The organism is Colwellia sp. MB3u-8 (genome assembly GCF_014076985.1).
In the GTDB taxonomy this organism is placed as follows: Bacteria; Pseudomonadota; Gammaproteobacteria; order Enterobacterales; family Alteromonadaceae; genus Cognaticolwellia.
This window is the reverse complement of the sequence record NZ_JACGVA010000058.1, coordinates 1-15,118: the sequence shown is the minus strand read 5'-3', so window position 1 is coordinate 15,118 and position 15,118 is coordinate 1. Positions and strand designations below refer to the sequence as shown.

The window sequence follows — 15,118 nt, the reverse complement described above, 5'->3', positions numbered from 1 at the left end:
TTATGCTCCTTGAACTTGTGAGTTAATCGAGGTTAAGTCGACAAAGTGACCTGCAATGGCAGAAGCTGCCGCTAATTCAGGGCTGACTAAGTGGGTACGACTGCCGCGGCCTTGTCGGCCTTCAAAGTTTCGGTTGCTGGTAGAAGCACAGCGATCACCTTGTGTTAACACATCATCATTCATGCCTAAACACATTGAGCAACCCGGTAAGCGCCATTCAAAGCCGGCATCAATAAAAGTTTGTGCTAAGCCTTCAGCTTCGGCTTGTTCTTTAACTCGATAAGAGCCTGGTACAACGATAGCGTCAACCGTAGCTGAAACTTTTTTACCTTTGGCCACTGCAGCGGCAGCGCGTAAATCTTCAATTCTAGAGTTAGTGCATGAGCCAATAAATACTTTATTAATCGCAATATCGGTAATTTTAGTGCCGGCCGTTAAGCCCATATATTTTAATGCCGCAATGCATGATTCACGCTCAACGGGGTCAGTAAAATCATCAGGGGAAGGTACAACACTATCAACTTGTGTCACTTGTCCTGGCGTTGTTCCCCAAGTGACTTGGGTTTTAATCTCTTTGGCTTCCAGCGTTAAGTAACTATCAAACTTTGCTTCGCTGTCTGATTTTAGTTGCTGCCAATCTTCAACGGCTTGCTGCCATACCTCACCTTTTGGCGCGTAATCTTTGCCTTTTAAGTAGTCAAACGTTTTGGCATCGGGTGCGATAAGCCCTGCTTTGGCGCCAAATTCTACACTCATATTACACACTGTCATGCGCTCTTCCATGGTTAAGCGCTCAATGGCTTCACCACAATATTCAACTACATAACCGGTTGCACCCGCACTACCTGTTTTACCAATAATGGCTAAAATAATGTCTTTAGCACTTATGCCTGGGGCCACTTGACCTTTAACTTCAATTCTCATGGTTTTAGCTTTGGTTTGGCGTAAGGTTTGGGTGGCGAATACGTGCTCAACCTCAGAGGTACCAATGCCAAATGCTAAGGCACCAAAAGCACCGTGTGTTGAGGTATGTGAATCGCCACAAACAATAACTGTGCCAGGTAAAGTTAAGCCTAGTTCTGGCCCAATAACATGCACAACACCTTGGTTTTTATGGCCCATGCCGAACAATTCTATGCCAAATTCTTTACAGTTTTTTTCTAGTGTTCTCAGTTGATTTGCAGCGCCTTCACCGGCAGCGTTAATTTCAATAGAGCGCGTTGAAATATTATGATCCATAGTCGCAATTGTGCGCTCAGGGTGGCGCAGTACACGATTATGAAATTTTAAATTAGCAAAAGCTTGTGGCGAGGTAACTTCGTGGATCAAATGGCGGTCCACAAAGATCAAGGGTGTTTCATCCGCTTTTTCTTCAATGATATGACTTTGCCATAATTTTTCGTATAAAGTGGTTGCCATGCTATTTTGCTCCTGAAGTTTTTGGGTTGTTGACGATATATTGACAGATAATATCGCCCATTTCGTTAGTCGATTTAGCGTTATGGCGTTGCTCGGCACTTAATAAATCGCCGGTAAAGTTACCGGCATTGAGTGCCTTTGCCACGGCAGTTTCAATCGCGGTAGCGGCTTCTGCCTGATTTAAGCTATGACGCAACATTAATGCCGCTGAAAGAATTTGCGCAATAGGATTAGCAATGCCTTTGCCCGCGATATCTGGCGCTGTGCCACCAGCGGGCTCATACATACCAAAGCCTTGTTCGTTTAAGCTGGCTGAAGGTAATAGTCCCATAGAGCCGGTGATCATGGCGCAGATGTCAGATAAAATATCGCCAAATAAGTTAGAACATAACATGACGTCAAACTGTGCAGGGTTACGTACCAATTGCATAGCAGCGTTATCAACATACATGTGTTCAACTTCGACACTAGGATAGTCTTTTGCTACTTCAATCACGACTTCTCGCCACAATTGAGACGATGCTAGTACATTGGCCTTATCGATAGATATAACCTTGTTACGACGCTTCTGGGCCGCTTGAAAAGCAAGGTGTGCGATGCGACTGATTTCTTTTCGAGAATAAATCATAGTATCAAAGGCGGCTTCATCTTCTTGGCCTTGATTTTTTCGACCTTTAGGTTCGCCAAAATAGATACCACCAGTTAATTCTCGTATCACTAAAATATTAAAACCCGCTTGTGAAATATCAGCGCGTAAAGGGGAAAGGTGTGACATAGCGCTTTGCAGCTGTGCAGGGCGCATGTTACAAAATAGCCCAAAATGACCTCGTAAACCCAGCAAAGATGCTCTTTCTGGTTGTTCAGTGGGGGGTAAATCACTCCACTTAGGGCCGCCAACCGAGCCAAATAAAATGGCATCAGCTTGTTCACAGCCCTTAACCGTACTCTCTGGTAGTGCTTGGCCATGGTTGTCGATAGCGCAGCCACCGACATCATAATGCTGAGTACTTATTTTAAAATTATACTGTTGGGCAACTGTTGCTAAAACTTTTTCTGCTTGGGCCATCACTTCTGGGCCAATACCGTCACCGGCTAATATTGCAATCTTCGACATAGTGTTTTTAAACCTATAAATATAATAAATATAATAAATATAATAAATAAATAAATGAATCTACTGTTCAACTAAACTTGGCGTTGGCCATCAATAGCGGCTTCTTTTTTGAACTCAGATTTTAGCTCAGTTTTCAGCTCGGCAACGGTAATAGCACGATGAATACCATTAAGAGCATTGACCAAGGCATAACCTGATGCTTTGATAATATCGGTATCTAAGCCGTAGCCATGGAAATTTCTCCCTTGCCACGACACCACAATGTCAGCCTTACCTAAACCGTCTTCACCTTCACCTTTATTCGAAATTTTGTAGTCGCTAACTTCAAAGTCCATATCAATAGCTTTTTTAATGGCAAGGTACAGCGCATCAACAGGGCCATTGCCCGTTGCGGAAACAATTTTGTTTTCATCACCGATGGCAAGCTTGATACTCGAGGTAGCAAATTCGCTACCACCACTTTGCACATTTACGGTTTGTAAGCGATAAAAGTCTTGCTGGTCTTGTTGCTGAATATTAAAAAGTAAAGCTTCTAAGTCATCATCAAAGACTTGGCCTTTTTTGTCGGCTAAGGCTAAAAAGTCAGCATAAAGTGTTTCTATTTCATAATCAGACTCTTGATAACCTAAGCTTTCCATACGATGCTTAATCACATGTCGGCCGCTACGCGAGGTTAAGTTCAACTTGGTTTTGCTGATACCGACACTTTCAGGGGTCATAATTTCATAGGTGTTGCTGGCTTTTAACATGCCGTCTTGGTGGATACCTGATGAATGGCTAAAAGCATTGCCGCCAACAATCGCCTTATTTAGTTGTACTGGCATATTACAAAGCTGGCTGACTAACTTAGAGGTGCGGGCTATTTCTTGATGATTAATACGGGTATGCACGCCTAACAATTCTTGGCGGGTTTTCATGATCATCGCGACTTCTTCAAGTGAGCAATTACCTGCACGTTCACCAATGCCGTTAATGGTACATTCAATTTGTCTTGCACCCGCTTGCACGGCTGACATTGAGTTAGCTACGGCTAAGCCTAAATCATTATGACAATGCACAGAGATAACCGCTTGATCAATATTAGGTACACGATTAAATAAGGTTTCTATAATACCGCCAAATTCGTTAGGTAAAGTGTAACCTACGGTATCAGGAATGTTGACTGTGGTAGCGCCGGCTATAATCGCTTGTTCCACCATACGGCATAAGTTGTCAATCGGAGTTCTGCCTGCATCTTCACAAGAGAACTCGACATCATCGGTAAATCGACGGGCATATTTGATGGCGTGTATCGCCATTGCTTGGACATCCGAAAAGCTTTTTTTCAATTTCTGTTGCACATGGACATCAGAAGTAGAAATGAAGGTATGAATACGAAATTGATCGGCTGGTTTCAAAGCCTCGGCACAAGCTTTAATATCTGCTTCTACTGCACGAGCTAGGGCACATACTCGAGAGTTTTTTACACTGCGCGCTATCTCTTGCACTGATTTAAAATCACCCGGTGAAGAAATGGGAAAACCCACCTCCATAATGTCGACACCTAAGCGCTCAATTGCATGTGCTATTTGTAATTTCTCATGTACTGATAAGCTGGCGTTTAATGCTTGCTCACCATCACGTAATGTGGTGTCAAAAATAATAACGTTATCGTTAGAAATGCCCATGTATGTTCCTGATTTTTTTTGTGAAAATTTACGCTAAATTACGAGCATAAAAAAACCCGCGCTTATTAGCGCGGGTTTAGTGTTTTATTATGTTATCTACTTATTATTTAAAGCAATAAAACCTATCCGCGCATGGATAATGCGAGGAGGAGGTTAATTCGAATCATGTTAGTAAAGTTTTTCATCGATGCTTTTGCTTAATTTTATAGTTTAATAACTAATTAGTGTCTTATTAATAGCGCACTTTCTATCAAGCTGTCAACGTTAACTTTAAAACATTTTATTAAGCTTTTGGGGCTTTAGTTATAGAAAATTTCGCGTGCTCTCTAAAGCTTGGCAATAATCTTCATCAACTTACTATTTTTCCATGATATTATTAGAAAAACCTCACTAAAATTGTTTAATTAGTGTCTTCGTCAGAACAACTTAAAGCGGATGCAAAAAGCAATAATGATTAAGTCTATATTAAAGATGCTAGTAATATGAGTTCTAAAAAATATTTGTTTTATATAAGTCAAAATTATAGTTTCGCCATTTTAAGGCCGATACAAACACAAGCCTTAATTCGAGGAGATCAGGTTGCTTGGTTTGTCGAGGGGACCGCCGTTGATAAAACGCTTTTTAATGATGATGAAGGCCAATTAGCCGATGTCAGTGCAATATTTGCTTATAACCCTGATGCGGTATTATACCCAGCTAATAATGCGCCAACGTTTCTACCGGGCATTAATGTGGCTATTTTTCATGGTTTTGATGCTGGTAAATTAGATAAAAAGGGCAATAATGACCATTACAAAGATAGGCATTGTTTTGAGCTTTATTGCACGCAAGGACCTGAATCAACAAGACGTTTTTTAGCACTACAAGGGGCACCGAAAAAATTTAATGTCATTGAAACGGGCTGGAGTGCTCTAGATCGTTTGTTTAAGCCAGATACTGGGGCAGAGAAAAAATCCTCTTTATTCGAGGGAAATACAACGCGTGACACATCCAAATTACCTAATCACGAAAAGCCGACAATATTATTTTGCTCAACATTCTCAAAGCGCTTATGTGCTGCGCCACACTTATTACCGATAATAAAGCAGCTCAGTGAGTCGGGGCGTTGGCGTTGGTTGGTGCAGTTTCACCCTAAAATGTCAAAAAATATTGTCGATAGCTTCAAAGAAATAGAAAGTGAATATCTAACGTTTGTTGAGACTAGCGATGTTATACCCTTGTTGAAGCAAGCGGATATCATGGTCTGTGACACATCATCGGTAATGCTAATGTTTTTATTACAGCATAAACCTGTGGTTACCTTTAAAAACATTGACCCTAAGGGCCATTTATTTGACATTCAAAATCCAGATGAGCTTGAACAAGCTATAGAGTACGCATTGACTCGACCAAAAGAGTTAATGGATAATATTCAAGGTTTTATTAATGAGGTACATCCTTATCATGATGGACTTTCTGCTCAGCGAGTTTTAACCGCGATCGATAAAACCATAGAAGACAGCGTAAATTTAGCTGCTCATCCAAGTGATTTTATCCGTCAGTTTAAAATGCGAAAAAAACTTAATTATTGGCGCTTTTAGTTTTTAGGTAAATTTAATTTATTACTAGGTCGTTGAAAGGGCGTTTTTATTTTCGATTAATTCCATGGCTGTTTTAGCAATAAGCTTTGGTGATATATCTAATATTTGGTCATCATCATTAATATAGTTGCCAGCATTATTTATCACGGTAACTTGCTTACCTTTGGGGCACACGTTGCTAAATGGACTTGTGCCTTTACTTTGTAATGCAATGGTTGTGGTTTTTGTTGCTGCCGCGACGTGTAACGGCCCTGAATCCACGGTAATAAGAAGATCTAAATCAGCAATAGTATCAATAAGTTGAACTATAGTCGTTTTTCCTGCCAAAGAATGGATGTTTACTGTGCCCTTTTCTTGGCACAAGCTTACTACCTGTTCAGCTTCAACTGTTTCTTCTGGTGCACCTAACATATAAAACGATGTTGGCTTTTGGAGCTGCTGATTCAATAAACTGATCACTTCAGCAGCGTGTCTTACGGGGTAATGCCGGCTTAATTTGGCTTTATTTACTATACAAAAACCAATTTTAGTTTTATGCATATCGGCTAAAACACTTTGCGTTTTATCATAGAATAATTCCACTTCAGGTAGATTTTTATGACTATTATCACACAGTGCATTGGTAATATAAGCATAGCGATTAATATAATGGCGACGTATGTCGAGATGCAAAGCCTTTGTTAGTAATGGCTTACGCATCTCCTTATTGTATCCAATAAGGTTTTTCACGCCACTTATTCTAGCGAGCACAGCATCGATTAACGTATTAGTCATTAATATGCCAGCGTCAAAGGTTTCATTTTTTAAAGACTTAATAAGGGCAATAATCCCTTGAACTTTATTTTTAGGTCTTTCATCAATGATCAGTTGAAATTTTTCATCTCTATTAAAAGCTTGGGCTGGAATTGACCTGATAACTAGGGTGATTTTTGCCTTTGGATAGCTAGTTTCAAGCAGTTTAAGTGCAGGTGTACAGTTGATACAATCACCTAAAAATCTAGGCATAAAAACAACAATATGATTGAAAGGTTTAATAATATATTCCATATCACTTTCTGCTGAAGTTAATTCAAAATTACCAACGAATTTTGAAACTAGTACGTAAAAATTGACCGCCTATAGCATCTTCACCTAAGGTTAACTTAGCTTCTAAAAAAGCACTTTTCATGGCTTTTGCTATTGATAGTTCAACTTCGTGAGAGCGTTGATATTGCTCAATAGTTGATGAGTCAAACTCTGCTGAACGATATAACATTGAAAGCTGGTAGCCGCCAACATTCTGCCAATCGAATCTCATACTCATTGCACTACCAGCAGCTTTATCGTCCGTTGCTTTCAAGTTACCCCACCAATGGCCCATTTGAACTTTGTCGTTTGAGTAACCCTCGCCATATATATGATGCACATACCATCGACGATGAAATTTACTATATTCAAAATTTATTGAGGTATTAGTGGTTAAATATGGAACAAATATACCAAAATTTTGTGCGATATTACCCAGTTGGTAATTTTTATGGTCTTTGGTGTCTTCACCTGCATACTCCCAGGTTAAGCTTAAAGGCAAGTTAAATGGCGCTATATCGAACTTGTTGCTAATAGAAGCTTGTTGGTTGCCAAATTCTTTAGAGCAATCTTGTAACTCGGTGCCGCTGCCACCGCAATTATCACTGTTTACCGGATCAGTTATGCCATTCCAGACGTCTTTTATCGATATGTCACCATCGTCTCCGGCAAACATCAAGGTTCGATTAAAACCTATGGTCCACCAATCAAGTGGTTGAAAACTAAGGTGTAAAGACATAAGTGCTGGTTTACCTGAAACGGGTGCTTTTTCGCGATCAAATTGGATACCGTTTTGTCTTTCTAATACACCGACAGACATCTCATATTTAATATGCCAATCTGTTAATAGTTCAGGGTTACTAATAGTCACATTAAGCGCTGGCTTAGCTTGAGTCGATAAGAGTAATGCACCTTCTTGCGTCGGTGATAACCAGTGTTCTCGATAGCCAATATCAACTTGCAAGACATCCCAGCCAAAGGAAATATAGCTATTGTTTGGAATTACTTCACCGTTATAAAATGTGCCACCCGCATTTAAAATAAGGTGCTCATTGACTTGCCAAAAGCTGCTTGTTGATATTTTGAAATAATCGTCAATATCAAGACCTCGCTGATTGGCCATTAAAAAATCATCTTTAAATGAGTGACTAATCTCTGCTGAAAAATGAGTAACAGCTTTGGTTTTTTTATAACGTTTTATATAAGCATTTAGCCTTTGATATAAAGTAGGATGGCTACTTTTAATCTTAGCTAAGTATTTATAGATTGTTGCCGCATGATATGGGCGTGTTAAAATTGGTAATTTGGCTATGGTAGCGAGTTTTTCAAGCTCTAATTCAAGTAGAGGATCGGTTTTTAAAGGTAAATAGGGGGAAACGCCATTTGCCTGAGTGGTCAATGATATCAGACAAATATTGATGACAAATATATAAAGCAAAGTTTTCAAAAATGTTATTCCAGTGTTCTTTAATTTTATTGGTTTTTCAAGCAAACCATAATAAAATGGGCTTAGTTAGCCCCAGTTTTCCATGCCTGATTTACGCTTTGAAAATAAACGCGGTAAGATCAAACCAAATAATAAACCAATACTTAATACGATTGCGCCATTAAAAAACCATTGTTTTTTAATGCTAGTATCTTGATTTTTTAATTGTGATTTAGTTGCTGTTAAATCCATATTGAGTGCTGAAATACTGTTTTGTAGGTCACTACGCTCAGATTTTAACGCGTCAATTTCACTTATTGCTTCGTTGAGTTGCTGAGTAACATCACTTTTACCTGATTGAAAAGTCGCTAATTTTTCATTGAGATCAGCAATAACATAACGCATGCCTGGTTTTGTTGAGACAAGTTTGCTTTCAATCCAGCCAGTACGGTCATTATCGCTAATGATCTCGCTGTAATCATTAGCCGACTGACCGGTTAATTGTATTTTTTCACCCGCGTTTACCGTACCTTGTATACGGTAATTTTTACCTGCGCCTGAGTGCATATAAACAATTAAATCTTCAGAGATATAACCGGTAGTGGTTGAATTAGTAGACTCTTCAGCAAAAGAGAATAAGGAAGTAAAAAATAATAGTGCAACGAATTTTTGTTTTATGTTTATCATGAAATAACCAATAGCGCCATTTAAACAGAGAATGGCAAAGATAGTAGGACTTTGCAGGAATGATAGCAAGTGGAGTCGCTTAGATTCCTAAGATTTTTGATATAAATTATTAATCATGTAAGATTGACACTACTATTGGCTGTAATTGTACAAAAAATATCACTGCTGCAGTTAATAGGCTTGATTTATAACTAATATTGGAAAAGTATGACAACCGAAATAGAGCTTAAATATTTAGTTTTAGGCAATGACACAGTAGAAAAAATCACCCAAACACTTAATCGTGAAAATATTCACTTCAGCTATCAAGAAAAGCAACTCGCTAATTGCTATTTCGATACCCCAGAGTTGAATTTGCGACAACATGATATGGGCTTGAGAGTTCGCCGAAGCAATAGTCATATTGAGCAAACAATCAAAACCGCTGGGCAGGTGGTCGGTGGTTTACATAGTCGCCCTGAATATAACGTTGATATTGAAGGTGAACTGCCGATATTAAGGCTTTTTCCAGATGAAATTTGGCAACCGAGCCAATCGGTTGAAAATATTCAACATGATTTAGTTGCCTTATTCAATACTGACTTTAAACGTTGTACCTGGTTAATCACAGATGCCAGTGGCAATAGGGTTGAGCTGGCTTATGATCAAGGCGAAGTGGCCAGTGCTGAGAATAAAGAGCGCATTCACGAGCTTGAATTTGAGTTGGTTCAGGGAGATAAATCTGCACTATTTACTTTAGCCTCATTGCTTTTTAAAGCGCTAGCACTGCGCCCAGGCTTGAAAAGTAAAGCGGCACGAGGTTATGCGCTTTGGCGAACCGAGCCAGTAGTAGCAGCTACCCCACAACAAAGTTTTATTTGCCACAAAGGTAGTGATTCAATTGCTAACGCCTTTACCGACGGACTGAGTTATGGGCTTACCCGCCTGCAAAATAGTATTGAGGCTTATTTAGCCACGCCAACCTTGCATGAATTAGTGGCAGTAAAAGCAAACTTAGCGCTTATTCGTCATGGTTTTTGGTTATTCGCAGACTATTTATCGCCGGATGAGTTACTGATCAGAGATGAATTAAGTCATTTTGTGCATTTACTTACTTGGGTTGATAACGCGATACATTTGCAAGAACTGACCAATAAAACCGGTAATTACCGCAAAAAACTTGATTTTAGCAAGCTACTAATCGAACAACTTCAAATAGAAAAACGTCGTTTTCCTGATAGTGATGATATTAGCCAGCTGTTACATAGTAGTCGTTTTAATCAACTGCAACTGTCGATATTACAAGGTTATTTAGCGCGTAGTGAGCAAACCGCTATGGCGAGTGAAGTCGGTGATGATACGCTGATTAAATTTGCTCAAGATAAAATTCAATTGAGCTTAAGTGAAATTAGTGCACAGATGAAGAACATGGCGAGTTCAGACTGTCAGCAATATATTGCACAAAGCAAACTATTGTATCGCAGCTCATTAACCGGTACTTGGCTTGCCGGACTATTTGATAATGATTTACGAGATAAGTTTCGCCGGCCATGGCTAGACTTACAACAAGGTATCAGCGAGTTACAGTCACTGTGGATTATTCAGCTGCAATTAGAAAAACTCTCTGAGCCGCCAAAAAAACTGGTACAGTGGCAGCAGAGTAAAGTACAAGGCTTGTTATTGGCATTAGACAATACTAAAGCTATTGCTATTGAAATGGAGCCGTATTGGCTTGAGTAGCACTAACAGTCAGAATTTATCATTAGGTGTTTAATGCTTATTAATCGCGGAGCAATAACTGAGAGATAAACAATAACTGAGTGATAAACTCAATAACAGCCAAACAATAGCTTAGTAATCCACTAGGCTATTTTTTTAATATTAAAATCAGTAGAGTAAACACTGTTATTTTTATTAATAAAGCTTTTAGGCAGGCTTATGGTCAAGATTTTAAGCACGCACTGAGCTTAGCCTTGTAAGTTCAATGAGCCGTAAGGTCAAGGGTTTAGGCGTTTACGCTGAAGTATTCTTAGCTTGGTTACGCTGTTGTGCTAGTGCTTGTAGCTGTTTTGATTGTTGATGCAAACTATGTCGCACTAAGGCTTCTTGATCTTCTTCACGAATATGATGAAAAATCACCTTGTATTGGCTTTCGTGGTCAACTATTTCACTACTGACAATTTCGCCAACACAATAAAGCGCGGTGTTTTCATCAGCAAAAAATAACTTTAATTCAAGAAAGTCACCCGTGTTAAAGAGGTTAGGTGCCGTGGTTTTAAAAATAATGCCACCACCACCAAAGTTAATAGCTTGAAATCTTGTGCTTGCATCATTTTGTTGACTAAGAATGTAACCTACCAGTAGGTCCATTTTTTTTGCTTGATGATTAAGGTAATCCATTAAATGACTAGCAACCCCAGTCACTGCTTGTAGCGAGCGTAGGGCATTTTTATCGACGGTATTGACTTCTGCCGCTATTTTAAAAGGTGCTGGCATGTTTTCAATAAACTGCTGATAATTTGGCAATTGCGCTAAGTCGATAACACTAGCGTTGATGGTAAAAGTATAGTTTATGGAAAAAAACTCATCAAATTGAGCGATTTTTGTCTGATGGTCAGCGGTTGTCATAAATAAATCACCTTATAATTTGCTCAAGTAGTCTCATTCATTATCTCAATGGCTAGCTATATCTATTGAGATAAATAAACGATTATTCTAAAGTGGACTAAATATTTGCGTTAGTTTTAATCCCAATAATCAACTAATACTCAATTAAGCGCCTTGCTCTTGACTATTTAGTCTCACTTGTCATTGCTCACTGACTTAATTTAATGGCTATTGTGCGTACTAGCAAGAAACACGTTAACGGCACATTCACACATTTCATCAATCTGGCTATCTTGTGCGTATATACCGTCAATAACCAAACGCGCGATACCGTGCAAAGTAGCCCAAGTTACTTGCGCCAACCTTAAGCTATTTTCCTCTTTGATAATAATGCCTTGTTCTTGCCATAACTTGGTCATTTCAACTTGGTAGTTAAAAGTTGCATAGGCAATTTTCTTTAACGCTTCAGTGCTATTATTTTCTTTCCAAATAACCCGGCCAAACATCAGTTCGTATAACGAGGGGTTACTGGTGGCAAAGCCGATATAAGCATGAACAAAATGACGATATTTCTCTTCATTAGACAGTTTTTCTTCAGAAAAAATTTCACTCACACGCTGATGCCATTGTGCAAAACCTTGCTCAGCAATCGCACATAACAAATCATTTTTATCGGTAAAGTGATGATAGGCCGCGGTGCGCGAAACACCAATGCGCTCTGCGAGTTTACGTAACGACAAACCTTCAATGCCGGCCTCTGTCACCATTTCTGTTGCGGTAATCACTAACGACTTACGCAAATCGCCATGGTGATATTTTGTTTTGGTTGCCATTAGTTAAGCTGCTTAGTGTTATTACTGATAATCAAAGGACTTTTCTCGATGGAAATACCACATTAGCAAATATTAATCCGGCCACTAATGACATGAAAATTAGAAAGGTTTGTGAGCCGATGTCAGTGGCATTTAGCATAGTTTGCCCCGATACTGCGTTACTTAAACCAATATACACTTTACTTCCTGGTACCAATACCACCAAGCCCATTAATTTAACAATACTTGAGGGAAGATTCATAATGCGTGAAAAAATACTACTGTATATACCTAAAGCAAAGGCACCCACAAAGGCACCCAGGGCAACCCCTAAATATTCAGCGCCAATGATACTGGCACCAAAAGCAATGTAACCTGAAATAATCCCCCAAGGTGCATCTTTTTTGCGGCACTTAAATAAAATAACTAAGCTAATTGATAAGGTGGTCACTGCGGCCCATGAGGTCCAATCTGGCGTGTTAGGTGGCTGAATAAAAGCGACTTCACCCCACATCATTTTTCCCAGAGCGATACCTAAAACACCACCAAAGTAAATCTTAAATAAGATCATCAAGGCATCCATTAGCCTTGCGGTACCCGAGATCAAATTTCGTGCGGCAAGCTCAGATAAAGCTAAGTTTAACGACAAGCCTGGAATAAACGCGATAATACTGGATAAAACCACGAAGGGGATATTAATGCTGGGATCTATTAAGGCAATAGCCGTGGCTAAAATAGCGGTTGTCATCGCGGCAATGGGCTCTAACATATCGGTGACACGGCGCGAGTATTCTGCCCCAAAGGCAAATAAGCAAACCACAAAACCCAACAAGGTGGACCAAAAAACGTCATTCCAACTGGTGTGCATTAGCATGGCAAAAGCACCACTTGAAGCGCCAAAAGCTAGAAAGGTTAAAAGTCGACCATAAGGATTAGGTTTGTTGGCAATTTCGTCTAATCGTTCAATGGCTTCTGATAGTGTTCGTTGACCCGAGGTAAGTTCGTCAACCAATTCGTCGGCACGAGCCAATGAACCTAAATCAAGTTCGCCCGGCGCAACACGCAAAATATGATTGTAGTCTTGGTTTTCGTCATCTTCAGATAAAACAAAGGTTAACGATGTTGGGCTAATCACAAAAGAGCCATAAACATTTAAGCTTTTTGATACATCAGCTAAATGTGCCTCCAATCGATAAGCGGGAGTACCGAATTTATGTAAAGCTTTACCTAAACGAATTATAAATCGACGCTTATCGGTAAAACTATCAGTGTTTGCCATGGGAATTTCGTTAATATTAAAAATAATTTTCTATGGTAAATGATTAATTTTAAAATGAAAGCAGATATGTCAGATCTTAATAAATTTGTTATTTAAAAGAACATATACATTGTTTAGGAAAGTTTGCAGATAGGTTTAGGAAAGTTTGCAGATAGTACAAATCTCGGTATGATATCTGAGCTTGCGAGATTGTTTTTTCTTGAAAATTCAACTGCGCTAGTAAAATCTCGCTATTAAGGTAACAAGTGACATGACTTTATTGATTATTTTATTTTGTGTATTTTCGGCGGTTGCCTTGATGGTGATTTTAGGACAACGTTTTGGCAAGCCAATGGTAGTAGAGCAGCAGCAAAAATACGCTAAAATACTCTGGATAGTGGTATTTATTGCCATTATTGCTGCGATTATTCGTCAGATGTTGTAAGACTGCGTTTTTTGCAGAGTTTTTTGCACAGTATTGACATTTTTATCAATACTATTTATCAACAGGATTAAAAGTATCCTCTAGTAAAAGTACCATTTAACTTTTTTTGCTTGGCTCGATAGCGAACTTGTTTTGATTTAGTACCTCGCCAGCGCTATTGTAGTTACGTTCGTAAACGTCAATATCACCGGTTTTTGCTTGCAAAATTATGGCTGTCGAACGTGTGCCATAGTCAGGCGATATGATAAAAATACTACTGAGTAGCGACTCCAATTCTGCACTTATGCCGGTAACCGGTAAGTGTTGCGCTTGCGCCAGTTCTTGGTTCATCATCACAGAGAATAATGCGGCAACATTGACCTTATCAGTGGTAATTAAACCTTCCAAGGTATTTAGCCCTAAGGCCATTTTGGGCCAAATATCATCTAATGCACCATTACAGACGCTATGAAAGCCAGGCTGAAGGCTGACAAAGTTTTTATTAACACTATCAAATGCCTGCAAATTATTTAACGGACCAAAGACAAGATTAAAGTCGTTGTATTTATCGGACACTTGCGATAAATGTTGCTGAGTTTTAAAGTCTGGGTCTTGCAATGCTTGCACCACTAAATCACCACGAGAGCGTTTTTTCGCATCAAAACTTGTCGGTCGACGAAAGTTAGTTAAGGCTGAAAAGTCGCCTTCAGGGCTTAGGCCAAGCCAAGTCCCTTGTGCCTGTAAATCTTTACCCGCTAATATCTTTTGCTCCGGCCACCAGTGCATGTTTTGTGTTGGGCGTTGATGAAGTTCATCACGATTAGCACAGATAATAACCGGGTAGTCAGGATGTTGTTCAATAGCGATAAATAAGATACACATAAAAAGGTTTTTTCCAAAATAGGGTGTATAAATGGTGCTAATACCAATTTCATTAATTAGGTGGTCTACTTTGTACGCAGGAAAAATGGCCAAATATAAGGCATTTATTTTAATAACTAGTTGTTCTAATTATTAAATAAATAACGCAGTAGTGGGTTATTTTAACCAGTAAAAATGATCAGATAATTAGTGAGATTG

Annotated in this window: 13 protein-coding genes; 3 read left to right on the top strand and 10 right to left on the bottom strand. The window is 39.2% G+C overall.

Annotated features, from left to right (window positions below):
* The 3 genes from leuC to leuA form a co-directional block, all read right to left on the bottom strand.
* Positions 1 to 1,419 carry a 3-isopropylmalate dehydratase large subunit gene (gene leuC / locus H4J54_RS04825; protein ID WP_182189800.1) on the bottom strand — a complete coding sequence of 473 codons (1,419 nt, stop codon included), beginning with the start codon at positions 1,417 to 1,419 and terminating at the stop codon, positions 1 to 3.
* Between the two features lies 1 nt (position 1,420).
* Positions 1,421 to 2,533 carry a 3-isopropylmalate dehydrogenase gene (leuB, locus tag H4J54_RS04820; protein WP_182189799.1) on the bottom strand — a complete coding sequence of 371 codons (1,113 nt, stop codon included), beginning with the start codon at positions 2,531 to 2,533 and terminating at the stop codon, positions 1,421 to 1,423.
* 71 nt (positions 2,534 to 2,604) lie between these two features.
* A complete protein-coding gene (gene leuA, locus H4J54_RS04815; RefSeq protein ID WP_182189798.1) occupies positions 2,605 to 4,200 on the bottom strand; it encodes a 2-isopropylmalate synthase in 1,596 nt (531 codons plus the stop codon).
* A gap of 482 nt (positions 4,201 to 4,682) precedes the next feature.
* Between leuA and H4J54_RS04810 the strand changes: the two genes are divergently transcribed.
* Entirely contained in the window at positions 4,683 to 5,780 is a 1,098-nt protein-coding gene (locus tag H4J54_RS04810; RefSeq protein WP_182189797.1) for a CDP-glycerol glycerophosphotransferase family protein, read from the top strand.
* Positions 5,781 to 5,804: 24 nt separating this feature from the next.
* On the opposite strand, the gene H4J54_RS04805 is transcribed toward H4J54_RS04810, so the two are convergent.
* The 3 genes from H4J54_RS04805 to H4J54_RS04795 form a co-directional block, all read right to left on the bottom strand.
* Positions 5,805 to 6,827, bottom strand: coding sequence for a glycosyltransferase family 9 protein (locus H4J54_RS04805; RefSeq protein ID WP_182189796.1), 1,023 nt, complete (start codon positions 6,825 to 6,827; stop codon positions 5,805 to 5,807).
* Positions 6,828 to 6,855: 28 nt separating this feature from the next.
* Positions 6,856 to 8,292, bottom strand: coding sequence for a capsule assembly Wzi family protein (locus H4J54_RS04800; RefSeq protein ID WP_182189795.1), 1,437 nt, complete (start codon positions 8,290 to 8,292; stop codon positions 6,856 to 6,858).
* Between the two features lie 66 nt (positions 8,293 to 8,358).
* On the bottom strand, positions 8,359 to 8,958 hold the full coding sequence (locus H4J54_RS04795; RefSeq protein WP_182189794.1) for a TIGR04211 family SH3 domain-containing protein: 600 nt from the start codon (positions 8,956 to 8,958) through the stop codon (positions 8,359 to 8,361).
* Between the two features lie 207 nt (positions 8,959 to 9,165).
* On the opposite strand from H4J54_RS04795, the gene H4J54_RS04790 reads away from it, so the two are divergent.
* The gene (locus H4J54_RS04790) at positions 9,166 to 10,677 is read left to right on the top strand and encodes a CYTH and CHAD domain-containing protein (RefSeq protein WP_182189793.1); all 1,512 of its coding nucleotides are present in this window, start codon (positions 9,166 to 9,168) and stop codon (positions 10,675 to 10,677) included.
* Between the two features lie 273 nt (positions 10,678 to 10,950).
* On the opposite strand, the gene H4J54_RS04785 is transcribed toward H4J54_RS04790, so the two are convergent.
* From H4J54_RS04785 to H4J54_RS04775, 3 genes are all read right to left on the bottom strand, one after another.
* A complete protein-coding gene (locus H4J54_RS04785; RefSeq protein ID WP_182189792.1) occupies positions 10,951 to 11,565 on the bottom strand; it encodes a PilZ domain-containing protein in 615 nt (204 codons plus the stop codon).
* Positions 11,566 to 11,765: 200 nt separating this feature from the next.
* Entirely contained in the window at positions 11,766 to 12,377 is a 612-nt protein-coding gene (locus H4J54_RS04780; protein ID WP_182189791.1) for a TetR/AcrR family transcriptional regulator, read from the bottom strand.
* A 31-nt stretch (positions 12,378 to 12,408) separates the two neighbouring features.
* Entirely contained in the window at positions 12,409 to 13,635 is a 1,227-nt protein-coding gene (locus H4J54_RS04775) for a threonine/serine exporter ThrE family protein (protein WP_182189790.1), read from the bottom strand.
* 250 nt (positions 13,636 to 13,885) lie between these two features.
* Between H4J54_RS04775 and H4J54_RS04770 the strand changes: the two genes are divergently transcribed.
* A complete protein-coding gene (locus tag H4J54_RS04770) occupies positions 13,886 to 14,059 on the top strand; it encodes a hypothetical protein (protein ID WP_182189789.1) in 174 nt (57 codons plus the stop codon).
* Positions 14,060 to 14,155: 96 nt separating this feature from the next.
* Here the strand turns inward: H4J54_RS04770 and H4J54_RS04765 are convergent, their stop codons facing one another.
* Positions 14,156 to 14,920 (bottom strand): NRDE family protein, encoded by a 765-nt coding sequence (locus H4J54_RS04765; protein WP_182189788.1) that lies wholly within the window; start codon positions 14,918 to 14,920, stop codon positions 14,156 to 14,158.
* Between the last annotated feature and the right edge of the window lie 198 nt (positions 14,921 to 15,118).